The sequence below is a fragment of the Pseudomonas kulmbachensis genome (genome assembly GCF_963681935.1).
Lineage (GTDB): Bacteria > Pseudomonadota > Gammaproteobacteria > Pseudomonadales > Pseudomonadaceae > Aquipseudomonas > Aquipseudomonas kulmbachensis.
Genome location: NZ_OY817088.1, coordinates 5,268,870 through 5,295,442 on the forward strand (window position 1 = coordinate 5,268,870; position 26,573 = coordinate 5,295,442).

Annotated in this window: 24 protein-coding genes; 5 read left to right on the forward strand and 19 right to left on the reverse strand. The window is 55.8% G+C overall.

Annotated elements, in window-relative coordinates; all coding sequences use genetic code 11:
* Nucleotides 1–126 precede the first annotated feature (126 nt).
* Nucleotides 127–1,023, forward strand: coding sequence for a GTP cyclohydrolase FolE2 (gene folE2, locus U5A05_RS24060; protein WP_321835141.1), 897 nt, complete (start codon nt 127–129; stop codon nt 1,021–1,023).
* Entirely contained in the window at nt 1,020–1,580 is a 561-nt protein-coding gene (locus U5A05_RS24065; protein WP_261740307.1) for a gamma carbonic anhydrase family protein, read from the forward strand. Before folE2 ends, U5A05_RS24065 begins: the two co-directional genes overlap by 4 nt.
* Here U5A05_RS24065 and U5A05_RS24070 read toward each other — a convergent pair whose 3' ends face one another.
* The gene (locus U5A05_RS24070) at nt 1,581–2,099 is read right to left on the reverse strand and encodes a DUF3617 domain-containing protein (protein WP_261740308.1); all 519 of its coding nucleotides are present in this window, start codon (nt 2,097–2,099) and stop codon (nt 1,581–1,583) included.
* A gap of 136 nt (nt 2,100–2,235) precedes the next feature.
* Between U5A05_RS24070 and cls the strand changes: the two genes are divergently transcribed.
* On the forward strand, nt 2,236–3,675 hold the full coding sequence (gene cls / locus U5A05_RS24075; protein ID WP_261740309.1) for a cardiolipin synthase: 1,440 nt from the start codon (nt 2,236–2,238) through the stop codon (nt 3,673–3,675).
* 123 nt (nt 3,676–3,798) lie between these two features.
* A complete protein-coding gene (locus U5A05_RS24080) occupies nt 3,799–4,284 on the forward strand; it encodes a hypothetical protein (protein WP_321835142.1) in 486 nt (161 codons plus the stop codon).
* On the opposite strand, the gene cfaB is transcribed toward U5A05_RS24080, so the two are convergent.
* The 7 genes from cfaB to U5A05_RS24115 all read right to left on the reverse strand — a co-directional run bounded on the left by cfaB (nt 4,275) and on the right by U5A05_RS24115 (nt 14,067).
* Nucleotides 4,275–5,456, reverse strand: a complete 1,182-nt coding sequence (gene cfaB, locus U5A05_RS24085) for a C17 cyclopropane fatty acid synthase CfaB (protein ID WP_261740311.1) — start codon at nt 5,454–5,456, stop codon at nt 4,275–4,277. The genes U5A05_RS24080 and cfaB overlap by 10 nt on opposite strands.
* A gap of 113 nt (nt 5,457–5,569) precedes the next feature.
* Entirely contained in the window at nt 5,570–7,486 is a 1,917-nt protein-coding gene (locus U5A05_RS24090) for a cation-translocating P-type ATPase (protein WP_321835144.1), read from the reverse strand.
* Nucleotides 7,483–8,541, reverse strand: a complete 1,059-nt coding sequence (hflK, locus tag U5A05_RS24095) for a protease modulator HflK (protein ID WP_321835146.1) — start codon at nt 8,539–8,541, stop codon at nt 7,483–7,485. Before hflK (U5A05_RS24095) ends, U5A05_RS24090 begins: the two co-directional genes overlap by 4 nt.
* Nucleotides 8,538–9,554 carry a protease modulator HflC gene (gene hflC, locus U5A05_RS24100; RefSeq protein ID WP_321835148.1) on the reverse strand — a complete coding sequence of 339 codons (1,017 nt, stop codon included), beginning with the start codon at nt 9,552–9,554 and terminating at the stop codon, nt 8,538–8,540. The genes hflK (U5A05_RS24095) and hflC overlap by 4 nt, the downstream gene beginning before the upstream one ends.
* 11 nt (nt 9,555–9,565) lie before the next feature.
* Nucleotides 9,566–11,503: a protease modulator HflK gene (gene hflK / locus U5A05_RS24105; protein WP_321835150.1), complete on the reverse strand. Its 1,938-nt coding sequence runs from the start codon at nt 11,501–11,503 to the stop codon at nt 9,566–9,568.
* A 219-nt stretch (nt 11,504–11,722) separates the two neighbouring features.
* On the reverse strand, nt 11,723–13,057 hold the full coding sequence (locus tag U5A05_RS24110; protein ID WP_261740316.1) for a serine hydrolase domain-containing protein: 1,335 nt from the start codon (nt 13,055–13,057) through the stop codon (nt 11,723–11,725).
* A gap of 95 nt (nt 13,058–13,152) precedes the next feature.
* Nucleotides 13,153–14,067: a LysR substrate-binding domain-containing protein gene (locus U5A05_RS24115; RefSeq protein WP_261740317.1), complete on the reverse strand. Its 915-nt coding sequence runs from the start codon at nt 14,065–14,067 to the stop codon at nt 13,153–13,155.
* 271 nt (nt 14,068–14,338) lie between these two features.
* Between U5A05_RS24115 and U5A05_RS24120 the strand changes: the two genes are divergently transcribed.
* Nucleotides 14,339–15,301, forward strand: a complete 963-nt coding sequence (locus U5A05_RS24120) for a bifunctional GNAT family N-acetyltransferase/nucleoside diphosphate kinase regulator (protein WP_261740318.1) — start codon at nt 14,339–14,341, stop codon at nt 15,299–15,301.
* Between the two features lie 213 nt (nt 15,302–15,514).
* Here the strand turns inward: U5A05_RS24120 and glmS are convergent, their stop codons facing one another.
* The 11 genes from glmS to atpB all read right to left on the reverse strand — a co-directional run bounded on the left by glmS (nt 15,515) and on the right by atpB (nt 26,567).
* Nucleotides 15,515–17,350 (reverse strand): glutamine--fructose-6-phosphate transaminase (isomerizing), encoded by a 1,836-nt coding sequence (gene glmS / locus U5A05_RS24125; RefSeq protein WP_261740319.1) that lies wholly within the window; start codon nt 17,348–17,350, stop codon nt 15,515–15,517.
* Between the two features lie 9 nt (nt 17,351–17,359).
* Nucleotides 17,360–18,127 carry a DeoR/GlpR family DNA-binding transcription regulator gene (locus tag U5A05_RS24130; RefSeq protein ID WP_261740320.1) on the reverse strand — a complete coding sequence of 256 codons (768 nt, stop codon included), beginning with the start codon at nt 18,125–18,127 and terminating at the stop codon, nt 17,360–17,362.
* Between the two features lie 270 nt (nt 18,128–18,397).
* Complete coding sequence (gene glmU / locus U5A05_RS24135; RefSeq protein ID WP_261740321.1) at nt 18,398–19,765, reverse strand: bifunctional UDP-N-acetylglucosamine diphosphorylase/glucosamine-1-phosphate N-acetyltransferase GlmU; 1,368 nt, start codon at nt 19,763–19,765, stop codon at nt 18,398–18,400.
* Nucleotides 19,766–19,880: 115 nt separating this feature from the next.
* Complete coding sequence (locus U5A05_RS24140; RefSeq protein WP_261742521.1) at nt 19,881–20,300, reverse strand: F0F1 ATP synthase subunit epsilon; 420 nt, start codon at nt 20,298–20,300, stop codon at nt 19,881–19,883.
* A gap of 56 nt (nt 20,301–20,356) precedes the next feature.
* The gene (gene atpD, locus U5A05_RS24145) at nt 20,357–21,736 is read right to left on the reverse strand and encodes a F0F1 ATP synthase subunit beta (protein ID WP_048362226.1); all 1,380 of its coding nucleotides are present in this window, start codon (nt 21,734–21,736) and stop codon (nt 20,357–20,359) included.
* 27 nt (nt 21,737–21,763) lie between these two features.
* Nucleotides 21,764–22,624: a F0F1 ATP synthase subunit gamma gene (gene atpG / locus U5A05_RS24150; protein ID WP_019828666.1), complete on the reverse strand. Its 861-nt coding sequence runs from the start codon at nt 22,622–22,624 to the stop codon at nt 21,764–21,766.
* Between the two features lie 50 nt (nt 22,625–22,674).
* Entirely contained in the window at nt 22,675–24,219 is a 1,545-nt protein-coding gene (gene atpA / locus U5A05_RS24155; RefSeq protein WP_048362224.1) for a F0F1 ATP synthase subunit alpha, read from the reverse strand.
* Between the two features lie 21 nt (nt 24,220–24,240).
* Entirely contained in the window at nt 24,241–24,777 is a 537-nt protein-coding gene (locus tag U5A05_RS24160; RefSeq protein WP_261740322.1) for a F0F1 ATP synthase subunit delta, read from the reverse strand.
* Nucleotides 24,778–24,789: 12 nt separating this feature from the next.
* Nucleotides 24,790–25,260 (reverse strand): F0F1 ATP synthase subunit B, encoded by a 471-nt coding sequence (locus U5A05_RS24165; protein ID WP_321835154.1) that lies wholly within the window; start codon nt 25,258–25,260, stop codon nt 24,790–24,792.
* A 57-nt stretch (nt 25,261–25,317) separates the two neighbouring features.
* A complete protein-coding gene (gene atpE, locus U5A05_RS24170) occupies nt 25,318–25,575 on the reverse strand; it encodes a F0F1 ATP synthase subunit C (protein ID WP_002555987.1) in 258 nt (85 codons plus the stop codon).
* Between the two features lie 122 nt (nt 25,576–25,697).
* Nucleotides 25,698–26,567, reverse strand: coding sequence for a F0F1 ATP synthase subunit A (gene atpB, locus U5A05_RS24175; protein ID WP_095036260.1), 870 nt, complete (start codon nt 26,565–26,567; stop codon nt 25,698–25,700).
* Nucleotides 26,568–26,573: the final 6 nt, after the last annotated feature.

Below are 26,573 nucleotides of genomic sequence, written 5' to 3' on the forward strand. Positions count from 1 at the left end.
CAGGTCAAAGCGCCCGCTTGTTGGCGCGACCAATTCAGGTCGTCGATAATGATACATTATAACAATACAAAGGATTAGAATTGTTATTAAGTAACAAAATGCCAACTCCCTTGATGGAAGCTCTTTATGAATGCACTTACCCTTCCCGACATTGCTTCACAAAACACCCGCCAGGTTGTCCCGCTGGAATGGGTCGGAATGTGCGGCATTGCACTGCCCATTGTGATTGACGGCCAGCAGCTCACCGCCAAGGTTGATGCTGGGGTCAGTCTGGATGACGCACAGGCACGTGGAATTCACATGTCACGACTTTTTCTAGCGCTAGAAGTAATCGAGTCGCAGGGGCTGAACCCTCTACTTTTGAAAAAAGTTTTACAGCGATTTCTCGACAGCCATGATGATTTATCGATCTGTGCCTACCTGAGTATTCATACCCACCTGCTCCTAAAGCGCCCCGCATTGGTCAGCCCTTTGAGTGGTTGGAAGAGCTACCCGGTGACCATCGATGCATCTCTGAAAAACGGAATGTTCCACGTGGAACTAAAAGTTGAGGTGGAGTACTCATCAACTTGCCCGTGCTCGGCAGCCTTGGCTCGCCAATTAATCCAGCAACAATTCGTCAATGACTTTGCCAATAAGCCGTTGCAGCACGCCGAAGTTTTAACCTGGCTTGGCAGCTCACAAGGCATCGTCGCGACGCCACACAGCCAAAGAAGTACCGCTACGTTACAAATCCGCCTCGACACAGAACTGGGGTATCTCCCGATCAATTCCCTGATCGATGAGGCTGAAAGTGCTTTGGCGACCGCGGTACAAACCGCTGTAAAACGCGCAGACGAACAAGCCTTCGCGTTAGCCAATGGCCAGAACTTGATGTTCTGTGAGGATGCTGCACGGAGGTTGAATGTCGCGTTGAAGGTTGCTCAAGGGGTGAAGGGCTTCAGCCTGAAAGTGGTTCATGCTGAAAGCTTGCACAGTCATGACGCCGTGGCCGAGAGCCGCTGGAACTGGAGAGCGCAATGATCCGCAAGAATCCCTCCGGAGATTTACCCACCATAGCCGAGTCGGCCTACGTCGATAGAACCGCGATAATTTGCGGCAAGGTGATCATTGGCGAGAACGTTTTCGTCGGCCCTTACGCCGTTATCCGCGCTGATGAGGTGGACCAGGATGGCGGCATGCGCCCTATCACTATTGGCGCCAATTCCAACATTCAAGACGGCGTGGTCATTCACTCGAAGTCAGGGGCGGCTGTGACTATCGGTGAAAACACTTCGATAGCACATCGCTCCATCGTCCACGGACCATGCCTCGTCGGCGATCGTGTCTTCATCGGTTTCAACAGTGTGCTGTTCAATTGCGAGCTGGGTGACGGCTGCGTGGTGCGGCATAACTCGGTCGTCGATGGCCGCGACCTGCCAGCAAATTTCTATGTCCCGTCCACAACCCGCATCGGGCCAAACACCGACCTGAGCCAGTTCGCTCCAGTCAGTGTCAGTGCATCCGAATTTTCAGAGGACGTAGCGCGCACCAATGTCGATTTGGTGCGCGGCTATAAAGCGCTGCAAAACGAATTTTGATCAGGTGCGCGGTTTGACTGTTCCACAGTTTTGTCCCAACCAGACAGCTCGGGTATCCATGCTGCCCTTCTGCTGAATCCCGGTCGCATTGAAGGTGCCATTCACTTGGGTGGTGAACTCACGATCACTGGCAAATGTAGCCACACCTGCGCCCTGGGCTTTTGGGCAACTAAAGCGAAACTTCCACTGATTTCCACTACGCTCAGTGATCTGCTGGTTGCATCCGGACTTGGGGTCCGTCAGCGGAATGTTGTCTGATTTTACTTGTTCGGGTGTCAGGCACACCCGAACACCTTTACCCGCCATGGTCAGCCCCTGGCTCTCCAGTTGGGCTTTTTGTTCCGGGGTAAGCATGTTCTGTAGCTGACCTAACATTACCTGTAGTTCAGGCAACTGTTGGCCATCTACCTGCATATTGCTGGAGCTCAGTTCCCAAAGCCCCGGTTGCAACATTTGGGCCTGGGCCACCGGGATCGACAAACCACAGGCCATGAACAGCCCAAGCAGACGAAGATTCATCAAGTAACTCCTACGCAATTGTCAGCGTTAGACGTCGAAAGTCAGCGAGTGTTGCACCCGCAACCAAATAGAGACATTCATAACAGAACGTGGTCTGTTAATACTTGGCATTGGACATTGAGGAGCAAGGATACGCATGGATTATCTAGGCCCGCACGTATTTGGTTATCTGATTTTATTGATCCACAGCTTAGGCTTGATTGCCGCCGTACATGCGGTGCTAACCGTAAGGACGGCGCAGGGTTCGATTGCATGGGCCATGTCGCTGTTCTTCATTCCTTACCTCACATTGATCCCGTACCTGATCTTTGGCCGTAGCACTTTTGACGATTACATCCGCGCTCGACGCGATGCCAATCAGGAGATGCGAGAGGCGATCACCCACCTGAGCTGGCGACCCTGGGTAGAGGAGGCCTTGGCTGCACGCAACTCAAAAGCCTATGCCTCGTTGCGGGCGATGCCGAGACTGGGGCGCATGCCTTGCCTGGCAAACAACTCGGTGCGTTTGCTGATCAATGGCACAGCCACGTTCGACGCGATCTTCGACGCCATTCGCGCCGCGAAAGAGGTGGTACTGGTTCAGTTTTTCATCGTCCACAACGATGACTTGGGCATGAAACTGCACGCACTGCTCCTGGAGAAAGCTGCGCAAGGAGTCGCGGTTCACCTGTTGTATGACAGCATTGGCAGCCACTCCCTGCCCGGCAGTTATGCAGAAACGCTGCGCGCAGGTGGTGTGCAAACCTATGCGTTTGCCACCCGTGGCGGCTGGATCAGCCGTTTCCAGGTCAACTTTCGTAACCATCGAAAAGTGGTGGTGGTCGATGGCGTGAGAGGTTTTGTCGGCGGCCACAACGTCGGCGATGAATACCTGGGTGCCAAACCGCCGCTGTCCCCGTGGCGCGATACCCATGTCGAGGTCACCGGGCCAGTGGTTGCCTGTCTGCAAGAGTCATTTGCCGAGGACTGGTTCTGGGCGGCACGCAAACTGCCACCCCTGATCCTGCCGCAGAGTTATCCGGACGGTGGCGTACTTTGCCAGTTCCTGGCCAGCGGTCCGGCTGACCCTTACGAAACCTGCTCGCTGTTTTTCGTTGAGGCCATCCATGCCGCCAACCACAGGGTATGGATTACGACCCCTTACTTTGTGCCCGATGAAGCTGTGTTCTCGGCACTGAGGCTCGCCGTTTTGCGCGGGGTGGATGTGCGCATCCTGATACCGTCCCGTCCTGACCACAAAATTGTTTACGCTGCATCCAGCCTGTATGCCTTCGAAGCGGTACGCGCAGGCGTACGGATCTTCCGTTATCAACCCGGTTTTGTGCATCAGAAAGTAGTGTTGGTTGACGACGAGATCAGTGCCATTGGCAGCGCCAATATGGACAACCGCTCGTTCCGTCTCAACTTCGAAGTGATGCTGCTCACCGTCGACGAAACGTTCGCCAGAGAAGTCGAGCATATGCTGCTCGATGATTTCGCCTTGGCCCGTGAAATTACTGAAGCCGATATCAAGGCCACTCACCGCTTGCAGCAACTGGGCATGCGAGTGGCGCGACTGGTTTCGCCGGTTTTATAGGTATGGTCAAAACTTGTTGTAGGAAGGGTCTGAATCGGTTGGTACTGCCCAAACAGTCAAACTAGTTTCCTTAAACTGAGCGACCCGGAACAAACCGGCCGCTCAGCGTAAGGAATAAAAATAATGAAGTTCTCGCTTATGGGATTGCTCTTCAGCATCAGTCCCCTTGCTCCAGCTCAAGCGCCTGCCACTGCTCCCACCCCTCCTTTGATTAACGTGGAGGTCGGGCAACCGACTTACACCCACCGGCTGCACTACACAAAAATGTACAGCGAAAAGCCCTTCGAAGAAGCTGTGCTCTATTACTACGACAACGGCCTCTACAAAATCATTTCCCCTGGCGAGAACCATTACGGCGTGTATGTGGTGGAGGGAGACTTCACTGACGAGAAATACCGCATCAGCTACATCTCTCTCCCCTCACCGGATTGGTCAGGCAACGTTGCCCGCCACGATCTTGTCTTCAATAAAGGCTCACAAACATTCGAGCAAAAAGCCCTGGCCTGGATTGATCAAAACATCGGGGTTCAGGATGGGACTTTCGTCCAGGACAAAAACCTGGAAAAAGACCCGGAGCCCATCACGTGGGCAACCCACGCTCAGCGATAAATGTCGGCCCTGGTCGGTGGCAGCTCCAACGAGCCATCGGCATGGGGCTTGGTTGCCAGTATCTGATCAATGTTGATCCACCCATGGGCGAAGGCGTATGCACAACCCGCCAGGTACAGTCGCCAAATGCGCAAGGCTTGCTCCGGCACTTGCTTGGCAGCAGCTTCCAGCTTGTGCTCCAGACGCTGGCTCCAATGCTCCAGCGTGCGCGCGTAATGCAGGCGCAAGCTTTCGACATCGACCACTTCCAGTCCGGCCTCACTGATCTCGGCAGTCATCATCGACAGATGCGGCAACTCACCATTGGGGAACACATAGCGATCGATAAACTCGCCTGCTCCCCGGCCAACCTGACGTCCATCGGTGTGCTTGGAGGTAATCCCGTGGTTCATCACCAGACCGCCGTCGCGCACAGCCCTGGACAGAATTTCGCAATACTCGCGCAGGTTAGCGTGCCCCACGTGTTCGAACATTCCGACACTGACGATTTTGTCGAACCGGCCATCTTGCGGCAGATCGCGATAATCGAGCAGTTGAAGATCAACCTTGTCTTGCAGACCTTCAGCCTTGACCCGTTCGCGAGCAAGTTTGAGTTGCTCCTTGCTCAAGGTAATTCCGAACACCTTGACCCCAAATTCCCGTGCTGCAAAACGCGCCAGCCCACCCCAGCCACAGCCAACATCCAGTAAATACTCGCCGGGTTTTAGTCGCAGTTTACGACACAGCAGACGGAACTTGGCTTGCTGCGCTTCATCCAGGCTCTCCTCCCCGGTTTCAAAATAACCACAGGAGTAAGCCATGTCATGGTCGAGCCACAACTGATAGAAGTCGTTGGACAGATCGTAGTGATAAGAAATGGACTCGGCGTCGGTCGCCTTGTCGTGATGAACGCGAGGTGGCGTGCTGTCCTCATCTTCAACCAGCGCCTGGCTCAGTTCATCGCATACGCGAATGGCTTCGTTGATTGAGCCTTCCAGTTCAAGTCGGCCCTCAACAAAAGCGCTACCTAACAGGTCAAGGCTGGGATGGGTAAACTCAGCCACCAAGGTCGGATCCTTGACCACGATAGTGACGCTGGGTGTCGGGCCAAAGTTGAACTCGTGTCCGTCCCACAGCCTTAGCCGTAATGGAAGTTGAAGTTTCTGTAAGGCCGGCGGAAGTTGCGCGAGCATCTGTGTTCCTCCTTCATTTCAGATATCAAAACTATAGGTTAGACGAATAACCAAAACTGTCAGTTTCACAGACCAGAGGTAGACGCTAGAGCACACGCGACCAATTGTCGGAATTACTCCGAGGCCTCCTTCAGCGCCATCAGTGGTTCATGAAACCGCAGTAAACGACCTGCGTTGCCCAGCACCAATAACGTGCTGAGGTTATGCAGTACAGCAGCAATCATCGCGCCCGCCGCGCCCAACCAACCAAACGCAGCGGCAGCCACAATGGCCAGAGTCCAACCCAGACCGATGATCACATTGACCTGCAAGGTGTGACGACATTCGCGGCTAAGGCGCACGCAGGTGCCCAAACGCCGCAAGTCGCTGCCAATCAAAACAATGTCCGAGGATGCCAGCGCGATATCGGCACCGCCTGCGCCCATGGCTACCCCGACCACACCGGCCTTGAGCGCCAGCGAATCGTTGATGCCATCGCCCACTACCATAGGCCGAAAACCGTTGTCGATTTCGCTCAGGACACGCTCAAGTTTGTCTTCGGGTAGTGCCTGGGCCTGGACTTCGCTGATGCCCACCTTGTGTGCCAAATGCTCAGCCACACTCAGCCGGTCACCGGTCAGCAACACCTGACGACCTAGCCCCAGCTCACGCAGTTCGCTCAACGCCAGTTGGGCTTCGGGTTTGATGCTGTCTGCCAACAGCAACCAACCGAGGAAGCGGCCATCAAGCGACAACCCGGCAATGGGTCCATCGTGCTCTGGCACGGCGCTCGTGGTGACACCCAGCAGGTGGAACAACTCGGGGCGGCCCAATGCCGCTTCGCCCTGCTCAGTGCTGGCAACAACACCCAACCCCTGACGCTCGCGAACCTCCGTCAGGTTGAGCATTTGCTCGTGACTCACCAGACCGGCCAAGGCCCGGCTCACCGGGTGACTGCTGGCTGCGCCCAAACTGGCAGCCAGTTGGCGCAACGGTTGCTGCTGCGCCTCTTCAGTTTCAATCGCCTGCAGGCGCAAAGTGCCGTAAGTGAGGGTGCCGGTTTTATCCACCACTAACGAAGTGAGGTCTGCCAGCTCTTCAAGAAACGCCGAGCTGCGGATCAGAATACCGTGACGTGCAGCCACGGCAATTCCGGCAATCGCCGTGGCCGGTGCCGACAGCACCAGTGCGCAAGGGCACGCAGCCACCAACACCGCCAGCATCGCCTGGGCATCGTTGGTGATAAACCAGGTCACTGCCGCGATCATCAACACCAGCACCATATAGCCACCGGCATAGCGCTCAAGCAGTCGGGTGATCGGTGGCTTGGCGCGCTCGGCGCTTTGCATCAGGGCGATGACTTTACCCAGCGTCGACTCCTCACCAGTACGCGTGACTTGCACCCGCAGCAAACCATCAAGGTTGATTGCCCCGCCAAAGATCGGCATCCCGCTGCTGACCTCAAGCGGCACTGATTCACCGGTAATAGAAGCAGTGTCGAGACTGGCCTGCCCCGCCAGTACCAGTCCATCGGCGGGCACCCGGTCACCGGCACGTACCTCGACCTGATCGCCACTCTTGAGTGTGGCGTTGTCGACTTCCAGCAAACTGCCGTCAGCCTGAAACAAACGTGCCTGACTACGGGTCAGTTTGCCCAGTGCGTGGATCGCTTCCTGGGAGCCGATCACGCTGCGCTCTTCAAGTACATGACCGAAAATCATGATGATCGGCAACAGGGCTGCCGTCAGCAAATCGCCAGTGGCCCAAGCACCGAGCATGGCCAAGGCAATCAGCTGGTCGGTGATCCCATGCAGGCTCGGGTAGCGCAGGCTGTACCAGGCCGAACGCATCACCGGCACGGCCACCAATAATGACGCGACTCCAAGCAACAACTGACTGACGCCGATTTGTGCAGGCATCAGCCAGCGCCACACCAGCCCCAAACCCAACAAACCCAGTGCCAGCATGGCCAAGGTCAGTTGGCGCGCTGCGCTACGTTGCTCGGCGCTGGTCAGCAAGCTGACGGCGGGTTGAGTGGCGGACGTACTCATTGTTCGGCTCCCTGAATAATCAGGCGGGAATCATCGTTAGGGTCGACGCTGGTGACAGATCCGGCCTGGCCCAGAATTTTCGGCATGCGTTCGCGGTACAGACGCAACATCAAATCCGGGTCGTTACCGGCCTGCTGCACCTTGGCCAAATTGAGGATTGTGGACGTGTCCGCCTGAGCCTTGGCCAGGCGTTCACTGGCTTGGGCCTGAGCCTGCTCGACACTGCGGTCGGCCTGTTGCGTAGCCGATTGAGTCACTTTGGCGGCTTCGTTGCGAGCAGCTGCCACCGCTTGTTCGGCGTGCTGGCTGGCAGTCAGTACCGCGTTGAAGGCATTCACCGCCGGGCCCGGCAAACTGGATTGCACATCCACCCGTACCACTTCCAGTCCAAGGCCCTGCCCTGTCGCCCTCAGGGCCGCAAGTTGCTGATTGATACCCTGCACCAAATCACCGCGCAGGCGCTCGCGGCGTTCAGCCGCCTGGCTGTCGCTGCCAATCAGTTCGGGGCGCGCCACCAGAATCGTATCCAGGTCACGTGCAGCCGTCAGGGCTACGGCGCTGCGCGTAACCAACCGGTCCAGCGCGGGCAAAACATGCTCACCCTGCAGCACAAACGCATAAGGTTCAGTGACGTTGTAAAACACCCGCACATCCAGTTGCACCACGCCCGCATCACCGGTCAGCAAATACCCGGAACCGGCCAACGCATCGTTGATCGGCGTGGCAAACGAGGCCACTCGGTCGGCCTGTAACGCAACATCCGAACGCAGCAGGTTTTCAATCCGGCGCTCACTTACACGGTCGGCTGCCGGGACAATCACCACTTGCTCGAAGGGCCTTGGCCAGGCCAGCAACAAACCGGAATTCTGGATACGATCCAGCGCGCCCATCCGCAACACCACCGCGCGATTTTGCGGATCGATCTGGCGCACATTGGAAAACCCCCAGGCCAGCGCAGCGACAACAGTCACCGCGTACAAGCCCAGAAAAGCCAGACGCCCGGCTTGCTGCCACGGGCTACTGACCCCGTTTATCTCGTCAGGTGCCTGGTTCATGGCTGCGACCCAGCCGGCGCGCCAAGCTTCGGAGGGCCGTCGACCAGTACTCGAAACGGCGCAGCATCTGTGCGCAAAATAATTTTAGTGCCTGGATTGATCATCGTCCCCAGCGTATCGAGGGAGCGCAGTTCGTTGTACAGCGCCGGCGAACTGGCATAAGCGCGACCGTAAATCTGCGCCGCTTCGACCCGCGATTGGGCTTCAATATCAGCGGCCTTGATGCTGGCATCGGCCTGCAAAATTCGCGCATCACGCTCGGCAGCAGAGCGAATTTGCGCCGCTTCACGTTTGCCCACAGCAGTGCGTTCGGTGGCAATAGTTTCGCGTTCCGCACGCATGCGATCAACCGTGGCCGTGAGCGTGACTGACGGCAGGGTCAGCCGCTCCACGCCAACCTGCAAGACGCGCACACCATAAGTGCTGAGTAATTGCTGTTCGATTTGCTGGCGCAACTGTGCTTCGAAGTCGGCAATTTTGACTTGGCTGGCATCAGTATTGACCAGGCTTGAGAGATCGAAACTGGCAGCCGTGGTTTCCAGCGCAGAGCCGACAAAGGTTCGAATCTGCCGCGCCGCTTCGTCTGGCTGATTTTGCACCGCGCGCATAAAGCGTTGCACATTCTCGGCATCCGGCTGTACCTGCCAGGCCACATAGGCCTGCACGATAATCCGTAAGCCGTCGCGAGTGCCCACGTCTTGCAGGCCACTGGAAGTGGTGCGCAAACGCAAATCCACCGGTACGCTGACTTCAAACGGTGCCGGCCAGCGCCAGCCCAGCCCGGGCTCAAGCAGCACCCTGGCTGGGTTGCCAAAGCGGGTGATTACCGTCGCTTCGCCGGAGCGTACTTGCACCAGGCTCGCGGCTGCGATGGCAAACAACACCAGCAACGCCGCCCAGCCCATTCGCCGCCATGGAAATGGCCCAGGCTCATGGACATCGCCATGGGCATGACCGTGATGGGAGCAACCATGATGATGGCCGCTGTGATCGTGTGAGTGTGATTGAGTCAAAACAGTGCTCCTTACTGAGCAGCTTTACGCGGCGCGACAGGATCGGCCGGCAGCGTGAAAGAACGCAGGTCGAGGGTCGGCGCGCTGCTGCCCCCAAGGCGATGGTCGAGGATCAGCAGTTTGGCGTTGTTCAGCCCTAGGCTTAACTGGCTCAAATACTGCTCCAGCAGGAATGCATGACCGGCACGGTCGTAGGCTTTTTGTTCGGCGCCAAAGCGCAGGTCGGCCGTCTGTGCGGTGGCGTTTACTTCACGCGCCAGCGCATGACTCTGGTCCAGCAAGATGCTGGCCTGTAATTGCGCGACGTTGCTTTGCTCGCTCGCCGCCCCTCGCTCACGGGCAATCAGGGCCTGTGCACTGATTTGTGCAGCCTGCACACCGTGATAAGCATTAGCTGCACCGGCCGGGGGATGGATAGCTTCAACCACGGTAGCGAGAATTTCGACCCCGCTGTCGAGCGTATCCAGATCGGCCTGAACGGCGCGGCCGATGTCATCGGCCAACGCACTGCGCTGCTCGCCCAACACACCATCAAGCGTACGCGAAGCAAAGTCGTGCACCAGAATCCGGCTTGCGGTACTGCGAATCAACGTCGGTACATCGGCGCTGTGATAAGTGGCCGCAATGGCGGCGTGGTCGCTAAGACCAATGCGATACACAAAGCGTATGTCCATGTTGACGATCTGAAAGCCCTGCCGGTCGCCGCTATCGCTGGCAATCACCTGGGATTTGTCATTCACATGGGTGGCATCCCACAGCCGGTTGGCTGTGATCGGCGGCAAGCCATCAGCAGGCGTGAGCAATGGATCGGTGCTCGACTCTGTACCTGTGGCCAGTTCATGCACCACACCATTTTCCACCGCCAGCACGCGACCCAATGGCCAAGGCAAGCCTGCGTGCAAACCAGGGCCTAGTACTTCCACTGGCTTACCGAAGCGCTCATAAATTCCTCGACCTTGCAGAGGAATTTCATTCACACCGCTCAATGCCCAGCCGACGGCAACAACCACTGCCAAGACCGGGAAGAACGCTTTGCGCATGTAGGTAAATGCCCAGATTTGGCGCAAGTCGATCCCGAACCGGTTATGCAATTCGTGCTGCAGCGCCAGCAATGGTTGAGGCGGCCAACGCAACATGCCTGCGACAAAACTTTGCCCGATCATCCGCGGCTCAAGTTTGTCGCGACGTGGGCTGAACAACGCCGCTAGCGCACGCAGGATCAACTCAATCGCCACTGCCGCAGGCAACAACCCCGTCAACACGGCCAAGCGGGCTGGCCACTGTGCATCGTCGCTACTGAATAACAGGCACACGGCGCTCAGTAGAAGACACAAGATGGGCACGCGAACCAGCGGCGCCAGCAAACGAGCTTCGGGCCATTGAGCGAGTTGTTGCTGCGCCAAGTAGCGCTCGAACACCAGCAGCGCAAACGCGAGCAGAACCGCAATACCAGCCGCAATGCTGCCCCATGCACCCAACGCCACACCCGGCAATGCCAGGTTCCAGGTGTGTTGCACACTCCACCAGGCCGCGCCGCCAACACCTGCAAGCCACAAGACCGGCGCCCCGATTGTGGCCAACAAACGTAGCGCCCCTGTATTGATCCGTTGGCTCAAGCGGTCAAAGCCACTTGATGGCTCAGGGTGCGTGATCTCGGTTACAGCGCTCGGTAGCGGGTTGAGTGCGTTGCGGCGCCAGTCCGCGACCCAATAAGCCGACTGGGAACCTGCCGCCAGCACCAGCAAGGCTGCCGCATTGTTGCCCAGTAGGACCGGCCACAACGATTCCGATGAGAACAGGCTAATAAAGAATGCCAGCGCCCATGCCGCAATGGCTAAAACCGCCAGCAACACTCCCAGTTGGTAGAGCTGACGAGCCTGTGCAGAGGCACTTTGAAAACGAGGCAAAGACTCAAGCCTCTCCTCCTCGGCATCTAAATCGACGCGCATGGAAACTCTCACTTATGAAATATCTAGTAACGATATCGCAGAAATGATGAAACTTATGTCCAGCTTACGGATTCTTCATCTTGGCTTGAAAACAGCACGCTGAACCTGTGGGGGCCGGGCTTGCCCGCGATGCAGGCAACGCCAGGCATCTGCCTGATCGCGGTGATGGCATCGCGGGCAAGCCACGCTCCCACAGGGGGGTGGGTTTGTTCAGCGAAATCAGTTCGGGTGGGCGATCAGATGCTTTGCCAAGGCTTCGAATGCCGGAATGGTCACCGGATCGTTTGCCGAGTTGCTGGCAATCGGATTGGACGCATAACGAACAATGACCATCTCGGCTTTCGGGTCGATGTAGGTACGTTGACCGTAAACACCGCGAGCCATAAAGGCACCGTCGGCGTTGTGCGTCACCCACCACATATCGCGATAACTGCCGCCTTTGAGCAAGTCATAGCCGCCCTTGGCAAAGGCGGCTTTATCGCCGCCGGCACGGATCTCATCGACGACCGCCTTGGGCACGATTTGCTGGCCCAGGTACTGGCCATCGTTGCGGATCATTTCGCCAAATCGCGCCATATCACGCAGCCCTGTGTTCAAACCACCGCCTGCAAACGGAGTGCCTATGGAGTCGACGGTGAAATAAGCATCCTGTTCAGCGCCGATGCGCTGCCAGATTTTTTCGGACAACAACTGCGCAACATTGCGCCCTGTCACCCGTGCAATCACCCAACCCAGTACATCGGTATTCACTGTTTTATAAGCGAAGGCCTGACCGTGCTCCCCTTCTGGCTCCACCGTCTGCAAATATTCCATGTAGCTTTGCGGCCCGGTGTAGTCCTTGGGTTTTGGCAGTGGATTGCCCGCCTGCGCATGCTTCCAGACTTCAGCGTTGGGGTCGGCATAGTCTTCGCTGTATTTAAGCCCCGTGGTCATATCCAGCACCTGGCGCAAGGTGGCGTTGCCAAAGGCGGACTTGGCCAGTTCCGGCACATAGTCTGCGACTTTTTTATTGGCATCCAGCGTGCCATCGGCCACCAGCATGGCGCCCATCGTGCCCACAACTGACTTGGTCATCGACATTGCGCCGTGCTGACCCTCAGGGCTCAACACACCAAAAAAACGTTCATAAATTATTTTTCCACGATGCAACACCACAATGCCGTCGGTGTAATTCGCCGCCAGTGACTGCTCCCATGTCATGGTCTGCTTGCTGCCCAGCGGCACGAAGGTCAACGCGTCGATGTCTGCGCGCAAGGTTCGCGCCAGCTGTACCGGAGCACCCAAGCCCCGGGACACATTGGTAGTGGGCATCAATTGGCGGAAGTTGGAAACGCTCCAGCGCATGGCCGGGAACTTGAAATAACTGCCATCGGCAAATCGAACAATACGATCGGGTGGCGGTGGCGCGCCGACCATCCAGCCCAACTTGGCAGGATCGCTGGCGGCGGCGTCAGGGTAAGTAGTTTTATCGGCGGCACAGGCAACTGAAACAGCCAAGCAAGAAAGTAAAAAAACCGCGCTGGTGCGGGCCGGTTTGAATAAATTTTTAAACATCGAATAATCCTTTTCAGTTCAAGGCCGCACACCGCCTTGCGATAAAAACAGTAGCTATGTATAGCGCACCACAGGTTGTACTGCGGAAGTGAAATTCAGATTTTTATTTTTTCGATCATTGCTTCCAGCTGATGAAAGTCACCGTGGATATTTCTTTCGCGGCTCCAGATCATGTCCAGAGTGAAGGTGGGGAAACCTGCTGGGGGTTTAAGAATTTTAATTTTTGGCGAGATATTCAACGTCGCGACTATTTTTTCCGGAACCACGATCAGGGCCGGAACCGCCGATAAAATATTAACCCCGGCGTGATAAGAGTTGGCCCGGGTAAAAATATTTCTCGTGCGCGCCTGCTTTTTTAACCAACCGTCTACCATGTTTTCTTCCGACAGCCACGGTGTCGGAAATACTTGCGCAGTTTCACAAAACTCATCGATATCCAGAGCGTTTTTCGGCTGATGCTTTGGCACGCTGGACAAGCACACAAAAGAATCTTCATTCAGGCTGCGATACTCCAGCAACGAATGCCGCTGGTGATAGCCGGGGCCGAAGCCAAAGCAGACGTCAGTGTCCAGGGCCAGCAAATCATTGATCGGCAACTCCTTGCCTAATCGGCTCACACTCAACGACCAGTTACGCCCGGCTGAATGCACTTGCTGCAACAAGGCAGGCAACATCAGGATTTCAAAATATTCAGGCGCGGTGATAGTCCATTGACGCAATACGCTGCTCTGCCCCGCCCCTTCTTTGGCACACTGGTTAATGCACTGCATGATGTTCTGCAGATACGGCTTCATGGCCAGTACCCGCGCCGTGGGCTGCATGGCACCCTCGATGCTTTCGAACAATTTATCGTCGAAGCAGTGCCGGAGTTTTTTCAGGCTGTAACTGATACTCGACTGACTGAGATTTAAAATTTCTGAAACCCGCTTGGCGCTCCGATTTTCGATCAACAACAAAACAATCGAAACATCCTGCATATCCAATTGTTTTAGAGCATTGGTGTAGAGCATGCCGCCTCCTTGCTGATGTTATCCACAGGCCAGAAACTACTCGACCCGCAACGCGGGTCGAGTGGGTGCTGAGTTTAGAGAATTATAACTGTCGCGAAGAGTGCCCGTATTTCGGGGGCCTGCAACGTCCTGTATAGGAACCGCAAAACTGTCGCAACCACCCAAAAAAGCTGGTTCGGGTTCGGCAAAACGATGGTTTCCACGGACTGTCTCGACCATTCGGCATTACTCGCGTTATGTCTTAAAATAGCCGGTTGCCGAAAGAACCGTCATGGCCATAGCCATGAAGGGCTTTCATCCTTTACAAATAAGTGTGGTGAAGATGAACAAGCCTTTCATTTCGCTGTGCCCTGAAATTACTCGGGCGCATGCGTTGACGTTGATGGATTGGTTGGAGGATGAGCGCGTCACCTGCTATCTGAGCGATTCACGTCATGTCTCCCGCTCCATTGAGCAAGCCATTGATCGGACTCAATTGCCGATCCTGACTCATCTATTCAACCAGGGCGGCCGCTTCTTCATGGCCTATGACCGGCATGACGCCCCGGTGGGCTTTGTCCGTCTAATCAAGACCGGTTCAAATTGCGAGATAGTCCTGGTCATCGGAGACAGCGACAAATGGGGCCGAAACCTTGGCGCCCGCACGATCCGCGAAGGCATGAAACTGGCCTTCCTCGACATGCGGGCCAAGAAACTCATCGCCAAGATCCACCCGGACAATGCGCGCTCGCTGAAAGCCTTTCTGCGCAGCGGCTTTGTGCTTGAGAGCGAAACGCCGACATTGAAGTCATTTTCCATGACGGCGGGGCGCTATCTTCAGTTCTTGCGCGAAGGTACCGTAGGCGACTCCACCAGGATCTATATCACTGAAATCGACAAGGCCAGGCTCGAACTTCTAATCGCGCTTGAGCAAGGCCCGGCCGTTGTTGAGCTCGAGCATGAGCTTGAGCGAGCCATTGTCGTCAAGCCGCAGCAGGTGGCGTCCAATGTCGTCACGATGAACTCCAGGGCCTTGCTGCAGCTGGACGACGAAGAGATCGAAGTGGCCTTGGTCTACCCTGAAGACGCGGACAGCAACGCAGGGAAGCATTCCGTGTATTCCGACATAGGCGCCGCCATTCTGGGCTATCAGGAGGGGGACGCCATCGACTGGCGAATTTCTGATCGGACCCGCCGGATTGAGATCAGGAAAGTGCTTTACCAGCCGGAGGCTGCGGGCGATTTCCACCTGTAAATAGAGCCTTTTGCTCAGTGTTCGTTCATCAGACGCGAGGCCCCCCCAAAAAAGGACGGGGCCTCGCTTTGCGTGCCTGAGCGGCCCGTTGGATGGATGGTAAAGGGTAGGAGCGGAACCAGTTGCGAAAAGCAGGAGGCGGTAGGACAGACCTAGCCGGCTCCTGCGACAGTTTTAATTGTCTAAAACCATTACTTATTGTCGCGGCAGAAATTATTCCACGGTGACAGATTTAGCCAGGTTACGCGGCTGGTCTACGTCGGTGCCTTTGAGCACGGCCACGTAGTACGACAGCAGTTGCAGCGGGATGGTGTAGAGGATCGGCGCCAGCACATCGTGGATGTGCGGCATGTTGATCACATGAGTGCCTTCGCCATTGGTCATGCCTGCTTGTTCATCGGCAAACACAATCAGTTCGCCACCACGGGCACGAACTTCTTGCAGGTTGGATTTGAGTTTCTCCAACAGCTCATTGTTCGGTGCAACGGTGACTACCGGCATGTCGTTATCCACAAGCGCCAGCGGGCCGTGCTTCAACTCGCCTGCCGGGTATGCCTCTGCGTGGATGTACGAGATTTCCTTAAGCTTGAGTGCGCCTTCCATTGCTACCGGGAACTGAGCGCCACGGCCCAGGAACAGGGTGTGGTGTTTGTCAGCAAACAATTCAGCAACTTTCTCGACAATCGAATCCATCGCCAGGGCTTCACCCAGACGTGCTGGCAAACGGCGCAGTTCTTCAACCAGTTGCGCTTCAACGCCCGCTTCCAGCGTGCCGCGAACCTGACCCAGGGACAGAGTCAGCAGCAGCAGACCTACCAGTTGGGTAGTGAATGCTTTGGTGGAGGCTACGCCAATTTCACGACCGGCTTGGGTTAGCAGTGTCAGGTCAGACTCACGTACCAGTGAGCTGATACCTACGTTGCAAATTGCCAGGCTGCCAAGGAAGCCCAGTTCTTTTGCATTACGCAGTGCCGCGAGGGTGTCAGCGGTTTCGCCCGATTGCGAGATCGAAACAAACAGGGTGTCAGGCTGCACCACGACTTTGCGGTAGCGGAACTCGCTCGCCACTTCGACCTGGCAAGGGATGCCAGCCAGGCTTTCAAGCCAGTAACGAGCGACCATCCCGGCGTGGTAGCTAGTACCACACGCGACGATCTGAACATTGCGTACTTTGGCGAACAATTCCTTGGCTTGTGGGCCGAAGGCTTGTACCAGAACATGGTCCTGGCCCAAACGATTTTCCAGGGTGCGCTGTACTACTGCTGGCTGCTCGTGGATTTCCTTGAGCATGTAGTGGCGATATTCGCCTTTGTCGGCAGCTTCGGCGCCATCGCTGTATTGCACCGCTTCACGCTGAACGCTTTGGCCATTCACATCCCAGATCTGCACGCTGTCACGATGGATTTCAGCGATATCGCCTTCTTCCAGGTACATGAAGCGGTCAGTTACCTGGCGCAATGCCAATTGGTCGGAGGCCAGGAAGTTCTCACCCAGACCCAGGCCAATCACCAACGGGCTGCCGCTACGGGCTGCAACCAAACGATCCGGCTGTTTGGCGCTGATCACGGCCAAACCATAAGCACCGTGCAACTCTTTAACAGTGGCTTTAAGGGCCGCGGTCAGATCGCTGTTGTCTTTGAGTTTGTGATTAAGCAGGTGAGCAATGACTTCGGTATCAGTGTCCGAGGTAAACACATAACCCAGACCTTTGAGTTGCTCACGCAGGGCTTCATGGTTTTCGATAATGCCGTTGTGCACCACCGCCAGATCGGAGCCCGAGAAGTGCGGGTGAGCATTACGCTCGCACGGTGCGCCGTGAGTCGCCCAACGGGTATGAGCAATACCCAGGCGGCCTGCCAACGGTTCACCGGCCAGCGCTTGTTCCAGCTCGGCGACTTTGCCGTTGCGGCGCATGCGTTCCAGGGTGCCGTTGTTGGTGAAAACAGCCACGCCAGCGCTGTCGTAACCACGGTATTCAAGACGTTTCAGGCCTTCAAGCAGAATGGCCGTGATATTGCGTTCAGCGACTGCGCCAACGATCCCACACATAAAGTTCTCCTAGCTTAGGGCGGCGCATAACAGTGTTATGCCCCGGGCCTGAATCTGTTCGCGCGCCTCTTGCGGCAGGCGATCATCGGTAATAAGGGTATGGACGCTGCCCCAGGGCAGTTCCAGGTTGGGTATTTTGCGACCAATCTTGTCCGACTCGACCATTACGATCACTTCACGTGCGACGTCAGCCATGACCCGGCTCAGACCCAACAACTCGTTAAAAGTTGTCGTGCCGCGCTGCAGGTCGATCCCGTCAGCACCGATGAACAGTTGATCGAAGTCGTAAGAGCGCAACACCTGTTCGGCAACCTGTCCCTGGAAGGACTCGGAGTGCGGATCCCAAGTGCCCCCGGTCATCAGCAACACAGGCTCGTGTTCAAGTTCACTGAGTGCGTTGGCAACGTGCAGGGAGTTGGTCATCACCACCAGACCGGGTTGCAGACCCAGTTGTGGAATCATCGAGGCGGTGGTGCTGCCGCTGTCGATAATAATGCGTGCATGCTCTTTAATCAGGCCAACCGCCGCACGGGCAATGGCTTGCTTATATAGAGAAACGGGCTGGGGTACGTCACTGACCAGTTCTTGCGGCATGGTGATAGCACCGCCATAACGACGCAATAACAGGCCGTTACTTTCGAGTGCAGCCAGATCCTTGCGAATCGTAACCTCGGAGGTTTCGAATCGCTTGGCCAGTTCATCCACACTGACTTCGCCCTGCTCTGCAAGCAAGGCCAGGATGTTGTGTCTGCGTTGTGGCGTGTTGCGTTTAGACATAACGACCTAAGTTTCGTTTCGAAAGATAACGAAAGCAATGAAACCTTATCTCGAAATAATCGTCAAGAAAATGTTGCTGGTTATTTTCTGTGAATAACTCAATTTAGCCCTGTGTTCATGGGCTAAACCCCTGATTTAGAGCCGCAAAAAATAAAGCCTTATCCACAGGGTGCGGATAAGGCTTTATGTAACTTATTGATTTAAAACAGTTATAGGATGACTTGTTAATAACCACATATCGCTATGTCTTGCGCTGTGGATAACTTCAAATCAAGGCTTTGGCTGTTTTACCGGACGTTTCCAGCCATCAATATTGCGCTGCCGTGCACGGCCAACGGCCAGTTGCTCGGGAGCTACATCCTGATTGATGGTTGAACCGGCCGCGGTGGTTGCACCGTTGGAGATATCCACAGGCGCTACCAGCGAGTTGTTCGAACCGATGAACACATCAGCTCCCAGCACGGTCTTCCACTTATTGGCGCCATCGTAGTTGCAGGTGATGGTACCTGCGCCAATGTTGGTACGAGGACCAACTTCAGCATCACCCAGGTAAGTCAGGTGACCACACTTGGCGTCTTCACCCAGATGGGCGTTTTTCAATTCGACAAAGTTACCCACATGGGCGCGGGCATCCAGCACGCTACCCGGGCGCAAACGAGCGAAAGGGCCAGCATCGCTGTTCTCACCCATCACGGCACCGTCGATATGGCTGTTGGCCTTGATCACCACGCCTTTGCGTAAAGTGCTGTCCTTGATCACACAGTTAGGACCAATCACTACGTCATCTTCAATGATCACGCGGCCTTCAAGGATCACGTTGATATCGATCAGCACATCACGGCCTACCGTGACTTCGCCACGGACATCAAAACGGGCCGGGTCACGCAGGGTTACACCCAATGCCATCAGGCGTCGGCCTTCACGCAGCTGGTAATGACGCTCAAGCTCGCTGAGCTGCTTGCGGTCGTTGGCGCCCTGCACTTCCATCGGGTCGAGGGCATGTTCGGTGGCCACCACCAAACCATCGTTTACCGCCATCGCGATCACGTCGGTCAGGTAATACTCGCCCTGGGCGTTGTTGTTCGACAGCCGGCTCATCCAGTCCGCCAGACGCTGGGTGGGCAACGCCAAAATCCCGGTATTGCCTTCAGTGATGGCACGTTCGGCTTCGGTTGCGTCCTTGTGCTCGACGATGGCGCAAACCTTGCCAGCCGCGTCACGCACAATCCGGCCATAACCGGTAGGGTCAGCCAGGTTGACGGTCAGCAAGCCCAATTGCTCGGGGCCCACTTGTTTGAGCAAACGCTGCAAAGTCTCGACTTCGATCAACGGTACATCGCCGTACAGGATCAACACGTTTTGTGCCGTCAAAAATGGCAGCGCCTGGGCCACGGCATGGCCTGTACCCAGTTGCTTGTCTTGCAGCACAAAATTCAAATCATCAGCTGCCAAACGTTCACGGACCAGTTCGGCACCGTGGCCGATAACCACGTGAATGCCTGTCGGTTTGAGCTGGCGAGCGCTGTGGATAACATGGCCCAGCATGGAGTTGCCTGCCACAGGATGGAGAACCTTGGGCAAGGCTGAACGCATGCGGGTGCCCTGACCTGCTGCGAGAATAACGATATCGAGAGACATGACTGGCTACCAATCCTGGGTGGTCAGCGGTTGCGACCAAAAAGTATTTCGCGGAAAAAGAAAAAGGGTAGCCGAGGCTACCCTTTTTAATCAATCACACAATGAAGCAGGAGGCTTAACCGCCAAACTTCTTGCGGATTTGCTGGACGGTGCGCAGCTGAGCTGCGGCCTCGGCCAGACGTGCAGCAGCAGATCCATAATCGAATTCTGCGCCTCTTTCGTTCAGGGCCTTCTCGGCTGCCTTAACGGCGGCTTGAGCGGAGGCTTCATCCAGGTCGGCAGCACGTTGCACGGTGTCGGCAAGAACCTTGACCATGTTCGGCTGAACCTCGAGGTAACCACCGGAGATGTAAAACACCTCGGCTTCCCCGCCCAGCTTGATCAGGCGGATCGGGCCCGGCTTGAGTTCAGTGATCAGCGGAGCGTGACCCAGAGCGATACCAAGATCACCCAGGCTGCCGTGCGCAATCACCATCTCGACCTGACCGGAAAAGATTTCTCCTTCCGCACTGACGATATCGCAATGGACTGTCATCATATTAGCCATCTGATTGCCTCAACCTGATTAGCGCCCGTTGCCGGGCGCCGGAATTACAGTTTCTTGGCTTTCTCGATCGCTTCTTCGATGCCGCCGACCATGTAGAACGCTTGTTCTGGCAGGTGGTCGTAGTCACCGTTGAGGATGCCTTTGAAGCCAGCAATGGTGTCTTTCAGGGAAACGTATTTACCCGAAGCGCCAGTGAAGACTTCAGCCACGAAGAACGGCTGAGACAAGAAACGCTGGATCTTACGAGCGCGGGATACCAACTGCTTGTCGACTTCCGACAGCTCGTCCATACCCAGGATCGCAATGATGTCCTTCAGTTCTTTGTAACGCTGCAACACGTACTGAACGCCGCGAGCGGTGTCGTAGTGTTCCTGGCCGATTACCATCGGGTCCAGCTGGCGCGAAGTCGAGTCCAGTGGATCAACCGCTGGGTAGATACCCAGGGAGGCGATGTCACGGGACAGTACAACGGTAGCGTCCAAGTGGGCGAAGGTGGTCGCAGGCGACGGGTCAGTCAAGTCATCCGCAGGTACGTATACCGCTTGGATCGAAGTGATCGAACCGTTCTTGGTCGAAGTGATGCGCTCTTGCAGAGTACCCATCTCTTCAGCCAGAGTCGGCTGGTAACCTACTGCCGAAGGCATACGGCCCAGCAGTGCGGATACTTCAGTACCGGCCAAGGTGTAACGGTAGATGTTGTCAACGAACAACAGTACGTCGTTACCTTCGTCACGGAACTTCTCGGCCATGGTCAGGCCAGTCAGTGCTACGCGCAGACGGTTACCCGGCGGCTCGTTCATCTGACCGTAAACCAGTGCCACTTTGTCCAGTACGCTCGAATCCTTCATCTCGTGGTAGAAGTCGTTACCCTCACGGGTACGCTCGCCCACACCAGCAAACACAGAGTAACCGCTGTGTTCCATGGCGATGTTACGGATCAGTTCCATCATGTTTACGGTTTTGCCTACACCGGCACCACCGAACAGACCAACCTTACCGCCTTTTGCAAACGGGCAGATCAGGTCGATAACCTTGATGCCAGTTTCCAGAAGGTCGTTGCCGCCCGCTTGTTCAGCGAAGGTCGGTGCAGGACGGTGAATGCCCCAGCGCTCTTCGGTTTCAATCGGACCAGCTTCGTCGATCGGGTTGCCCAGAACGTCCATGATCCGGCCCAGAGTCGCTTTACCGACTGGAACGGAGATGGCTGCGCCAGTGTCGGTGACTTCCAGACCGCGCTTCAAGCCCTCGGTGGAACCCATCGCAATGGTACGAACCACGCCGTCGCCCAGCTGCTGCTGAACTTCCAGAGTGGTCCCGGCCGCGCTTTGTACTTTCAGCGCGTTGTAGATGCTCGGTACGTTTTCGCGTGGAAATTCCACGTCGATCACGGCGCCGATGATTTGAACGATACGTCCGCTACTCATAGCTGGATCCTCTGAATATTTGAACCGTTAAACCGCGGCAGCGCCGCCGACGATTTCCGAGATCTCTTGGGTGATCGCAGCCTGACGCGCCTTGTTGTAGATCAGCTGCAAATCGCTGATCAAATCACCGGCGTTATCAGTGGCGTTCTTCATTGCGATCATCCGCGCAGCTTGTTCAGCTGCACTGTTCTCGACCACCGCCTGGTACACCTGCGACTCCACGTAGCGCACCATCAAGCCGTCTAGCAGCTCTTTGGCATCCGGTTCGTAGAGATAGTCCCAGTGGTGCTTGAGTTTTTGATCCGGGGTCGCCACCAGTGGAATCAACTGTTCCACAGTAGGCTGTTGCGTCATGGTGTTGATGAACTTGTTGGATACCACGGACAGGCGGTCAATACGGCCTTCCAGGTAAGCATCCAGCATCACCTTAACGCTGCCGATCAAATCATTGATCGACGGTTCTTCACCCAGATGGCTGATAGCTGCGACGACGTTACCGCCGAAGTTGCGGAAAAATGCCGCACCTTTGCTGCCGACCACGCACAGATCAATCTCGACGCCGTTTTCACGGTTTACCGCCATGTCCTTGACCAAAGCCTTGAACAGGTTGGTATTCAAACCACCGCACAAACCACGGTCACTGCTCACAACCACATAACCCACACGCTTAACTTCGCGGTCGATCATGAACGGGTGGCGGTATTCCGGGTTGGCGTTAGCCAAATGCCCAATAACCTGGCGGATACGCTCCGCATAAGGACGGCTAGCAGCCATGCGCATTTGTGCCTTGCGCATTTTGCTGACCGCCACTTTTTCCATGGCGCTGGTAATCTTTTGCGTGCTTTTGATGCTCGCAATCTTACTGCGAATCTCTTTTGCGCCTGCCATGTAACACCTATCAGGTTAGCAAGCGGGAGCCTTGCGACTCCCGCTGCGGCTTACCAGGTTTGGGTGGCCTTGAACTTCTCGATACCGGCTTTGATGCCAGCGTCGATTTCGTCATTGAAGTCACCTTTAACGTTGATCTTCGCCATAAGTTCGGCGTGATCGCGGTTGAAGTAAGCAATCAGCGCTTGTTCAAAGCTACCGACCTTGGTGATTTCGACGTCAGTCAGGAACCCACGCTCAGCGGCATACAGCGACAGCGCCATGTCAGCGATCGACATTGGTGCGTATTGCTTCTGCTTCATCAGCTCGGTAACGCGCTGACCATGCTCAAGTTGCTTACGGGTCGCTTCGTCCAGGTCAGAGGCGAACTGGGCAAATGCTGCCAGTTCACGGTACTGAGCCAGAGCGGTACGGATACCACCGGACAGCTTCTTGATGATCTTGGTCTGAGCGGCACCACCCACACGGGATACCGAAACACCGGCGTTCACTGCAGGACGGATCCCGGAGTTGAACATGGCCGATTCCAGGAAGATCTGACCGTCAGTGATGGAAATCACGTTGGTCGGAACGAACGCGGAAACGTCGCCAGCTTGAGTTTCGATGATCGGCAGTGCGGTCAGGGAACCGGTTTTGCCGGTCACTGCGCCGTTGGTGAACTTCTCTACGTACTCTTCGGAAACGCGGGATGCGCGCTCCAGCAGACGGGAGTGGAGATAGAACACGTCGCCTGGGTAAGCTTCACGGCCTGGTGGACGGCGCAGCAGCAGGGAAATCTGGCGGTAAGCCACTGCTTGCTTGGACAGATCGTCATAAACGATCAGCGCGTCTTCACCGCGGTCGCGGAAGTATTCGCCCATGGTGCAACCGGAGTACGGTGCCAGGAACTGCAGCGCTGCGGATTCGGAAGCACTGGCAGCAACGACGATGGTGTTAGCCAACGCGCCGTTTTCTTCCAGCTTGCGAACCACGTTGGCGATAGTCGATTGCTTCTGACCGATCGCTACGTATACACAGAAAATGCCGCTGTTCTTCTGGTTGATGATCGCGTCGATCGCCAGAGCGGTTTTACCGATCTGACGGTCACCGATGATCAGCTCACGCTGGCCACGGCCGACAGGAATCATGGCATCGACAGCCTTGTAGCCAGTCTGTACAGGCTGGTCTACCGACTTACGCCAGATCACGCCTGGAGCAACTTTCTCGACTGCATCAGTCTCGGTGTTGTTCAGCGGACCTTTGCCGTCAACTGGGTTACCCAGTGCGTCGACAACGCGACCCAGCAGTTCCTTACCAACCGGAACTTCCAGGATGCGGCCAGTGCACTTGGCGCTCATGCCTTCAGCCAGAGTCGTGTACGAGCCCAGTACTACGGCACCTACAGAGTCTTGCTCAAGGTTGAGAGCCATACCGAAGACGCTGCCCGGAAACTCGATCATCTCGCCGTACATTACGTCGGCCAGACCGTGAATCCGCACAATACCGTCAGATACGCTGACGATGGTGCCTTCGTTACGGGCTTGGGAGGTCACATCGAGTTTTTCGATGCGGCCCTTGATAATTTCACTTATTTCGGAAGGATTGAGTTGCTGCATTGCTCTGCTGCCCCTTCAAACTCAAGATTTCAATGCTTCGGCAAGGCTTGCGAGTTTTCCGCGAACCGAGCCATCGATAACCAGGTCGCCGGCGCGGATGATGACACCACCTATAAGGCTGGCATCCTCCGCAACTTGCAGGCGCACTTCCCGGTTGAGTCGTGCACTGAGAACCTTGGCGAGTTTGTCTTGCTGTTCTTGGTTCAATGCAAAAGCACTGGTCACTTCTACGTCTACCGACTTCTCTTGTTCGGCCTTGTACAGGTCAAACAGAGCGGCAATCTCCGGCAAAAGCGGGAGACGGTCGTTTTCGGCAACGACGTGGATGAAGTTCTGTACTTTTACATCGAACTTGTCGCCGCACACGTCAATAAACGTGGCGGCCTTTTCTGCGCTCGTCAGTCGCGGGGCCTTGAGCACGCGCTGCATAGTGTCGTCTTGCGACACTGCTGCAGCCAGGCCGAGCATGGCTGACCAAGAGGCCAGTTGCTGGTGGGCCTGGGCGTGCTCGAAGGCTGCCTTAGCGTAAGGTCGGGCCAACGTGGTCAATTCTGCCATGATCGCCCTCGCTTAAATTTCAGCAGCCAGTTTGTTAACCAGCTCCGCGTGCGCGTTTTGATCGATTGTGGCGCCCAGGATTTTTTCAGCGCCTTCAACGGCCAAGCTACCCAATTGGGTGCGCAGCGCGTCTTTAACACTGTTGATTTCCTGTTCGATCTCGGCCTGAGCCTGAGCCTTCACACGGTCAGCTTCAAAGCGAGCCTGTTCACGGGCTTCGTCTACGATCTGAGTACCGCGCTTCTTGGCTTGCTCAATGATTTCAGCTGCTTGAGCCTTAGCTTCGCGCAGTTGTTGACCCGCTTTATCTTGGGCCAACTCCAGGTCGCGAGCTGCTCGGTTAGCAGCGTCCAATCCAGCCGCAATCTTCTTCTGACGTTCTTGCAATGCCGCGATGACCGGAGGCCACACGAACTTCATGCAAAACAGTACAAAAATGAAGAACGCAACGGACTGGCCAATCAGGGTTGCATTAATGTTCACGCCAACACCTCGCTCGTTCGTTGTCCATCACTCTAATCAACTCGAAAATTCGAGTGATTAGCCAGCGAGTTGACCAACGAAGGGGTTCGCGAAGGTGAAGAACAGTGCGATACCAACACCGATCATGGTTACGGCGTCGAGCAGACCGGCAACGATGAACATTTTAACTTGCAGCATTGGGACCATTTCTGGTTGACGCGCTGCGCCTTCCAGGAACTTGCCACCCAACAGGCCGAAACCAATTGCGGTACCCAGTGCGCCCAGGCCGATCAACAGTGCAACAGCGATAGCGGTTAGACCAACTACAGTTTCCATCTTTCCTCCCGACTTTTACGTCGTATGGTTTAGGTTTTTAGATTAAAGCGGTAAAACAAAATCATTTTGCGACGCCCTCTCACCCGAAGGCGAGAGGAGCACAAGACTCGCCGAAGCGGATCTTAGTGGTTATCTTCGTGTGCCATCGACAGGTAGACGATGGTCAACATCATGAAGATGAACGCTTGCAAGGTGATGATCAGGATGTGGAATACAGCCCACGCCCATTGCAGCACCACGCCCAGACCGCTAAGCCAAAGCAGGCCGCTGCCGAACATTACGGCGATCAGGATAAACACCAGTTCGCCAGCGTACATGTTGCCGAACAGACGCAGAGCCAACGAAATAGGCTTGGCAATCAACGTCACGAATTCGAGCAGGAAGTTCACCGGAATCAACAGCGCCTGAACAAAAATGTTCTTGCTGCCGAACGGGTGCAGGGTCAGTTCGCCGATAAAGCCGCCGATGCCCTTGATTTTGATGCTGTAGAAGATGATCAACGCGAATACCGACAGGGCCATGCCCATGGTCGCGTTTGGATCAGTCGTCGGTACGGCACGGAATGGGAAGTGCTCATCGCCAGTGATCAGGATCGCCAACTGAGGAATCCAGTCAACCGGAACCAGGTCGATGGCGTTCATCAGGAACACCCAGACGAAAATGGTCAGCGCCAGCGGTGCAATAACTGCACTGCGACCGTGGAAACTGTCTTTTACGCTGCCATCAACGAATTCCACCAGTACTTCTACGAAGTTCTGCAGTGCGCCTGGTTGCCCGGAAGTTGCCTTCTTGGCCGCCATGCGGAATACGAGGATGAAGATCAGACCAACAAAAAGCGACCAGCCGAGGGTATCGACGTGGAATGCCCAAAAACCCATTGCTTTAGCTTCTGCAACGGTGTGAGCAAAGCCCCAGCCGCCATCAGGTAGCTGCCCAAAGGTCAGGTTCTGTAAGTGGTGCTGGATATAGCCCGAAGCGGTTGTTTCTGCCATGGTTGC

What these genes read in the sequence shown, in the direction of transcription:
- folE2 (WP_321835141.1), top strand. Translation starts at nt 127, where the DNA reads ATGAATGCACTTACCCTTCCCGACATTGCTTCACAAAACACCCGCCAG.
- U5A05_RS24065 (WP_261740307.1), top strand. Translation starts at nt 1,020, where the DNA reads ATGATCCGCAAGAATCCCTCCGGAGATTTACCCACCATAGCCGAGTCG.
- U5A05_RS24070 (WP_261740308.1), bottom strand. Translation starts at nt 2,099, where the DNA reads ATGAATCTTCGTCTGCTTGGGCTGTTCATGGCCTGTGGTTTGTCGATC.
- cls (WP_261740309.1), top strand. Translation starts at nt 2,236, where the DNA reads ATGGATTATCTAGGCCCGCACGTATTTGGTTATCTGATTTTATTGATC.
- U5A05_RS24080 (WP_321835142.1), top strand. Translation starts at nt 3,799, where the DNA reads ATGAAGTTCTCGCTTATGGGATTGCTCTTCAGCATCAGTCCCCTTGCT.
- cfaB (WP_261740311.1), bottom strand. Translation starts at nt 5,456, where the DNA reads ATGCTCGCGCAACTTCCGCCGGCCTTACAGAAACTTCAACTTCCATTA.
- U5A05_RS24090 (WP_321835144.1), bottom strand. Translation starts at nt 7,486, where the DNA reads ATGAGTACGTCCGCCACTCAACCCGCCGTCAGCTTGCTGACCAGCGCC.
- hflK (WP_321835146.1), bottom strand. Translation starts at nt 8,541, where the DNA reads ATGAACCAGGCACCTGACGAGATAAACGGGGTCAGTAGCCCGTGGCAG.
- hflK (WP_321835150.1), bottom strand. Translation starts at nt 11,503, where the DNA reads ATGCGCGTCGATTTAGATGCCGAGGAGGAGAGGCTTGAGTCTTTGCCT.
- U5A05_RS24110 (WP_261740316.1), bottom strand. Translation starts at nt 13,057, where the DNA reads ATGTTTAAAAATTTATTCAAACCGGCCCGCACCAGCGCGGTTTTTTTA.
- U5A05_RS24115 (WP_261740317.1), bottom strand. Translation starts at nt 14,067, where the DNA reads ATGCTCTACACCAATGCTCTAAAACAATTGGATATGCAGGATGTTTCG.
- U5A05_RS24120 (WP_261740318.1), top strand. Translation starts at nt 14,339, where the DNA reads ATGGCCATAGCCATGAAGGGCTTTCATCCTTTACAAATAAGTGTGGTG.
- glmS (WP_261740319.1), bottom strand. Translation starts at nt 17,350, where the DNA reads ATGTGTGGGATCGTTGGCGCAGTCGCTGAACGCAATATCACGGCCATT.
- U5A05_RS24130 (WP_261740320.1), bottom strand. Translation starts at nt 18,127, where the DNA reads ATGTCTAAACGCAACACGCCACAACGCAGACACAACATCCTGGCCTTG.
- glmU (WP_261740321.1), bottom strand. Translation starts at nt 19,765, where the DNA reads ATGTCTCTCGATATCGTTATTCTCGCAGCAGGTCAGGGCACCCGCATG.
- U5A05_RS24140 (WP_261742521.1), bottom strand. Translation starts at nt 20,300, where the DNA reads ATGACAGTCCATTGCGATATCGTCAGTGCGGAAGGAGAAATCTTTTCC.
- atpD (WP_048362226.1), bottom strand. Translation starts at nt 21,736, where the DNA reads ATGAGTAGCGGACGTATCGTTCAAATCATCGGCGCCGTGATCGACGTG.
- atpG (WP_019828666.1), bottom strand. Translation starts at nt 22,624, where the DNA reads ATGGCAGGCGCAAAAGAGATTCGCAGTAAGATTGCGAGCATCAAAAGC.
- atpA (WP_048362224.1), bottom strand. Translation starts at nt 24,219, where the DNA reads ATGCAGCAACTCAATCCTTCCGAAATAAGTGAAATTATCAAGGGCCGC.
- U5A05_RS24160 (WP_261740322.1), bottom strand. Translation starts at nt 24,777, where the DNA reads ATGGCAGAATTGACCACGTTGGCCCGACCTTACGCTAAGGCAGCCTTC.
- atpE (WP_002555987.1), bottom strand. Translation starts at nt 25,575, where the DNA reads ATGGAAACTGTAGTTGGTCTAACCGCTATCGCTGTTGCACTGTTGATC.
- atpB (WP_095036260.1), bottom strand. Translation starts at nt 26,567, where the DNA reads ATGGCAGAAACAACCGCTTCGGGCTATATCCAGCACCACTTACAGAAC.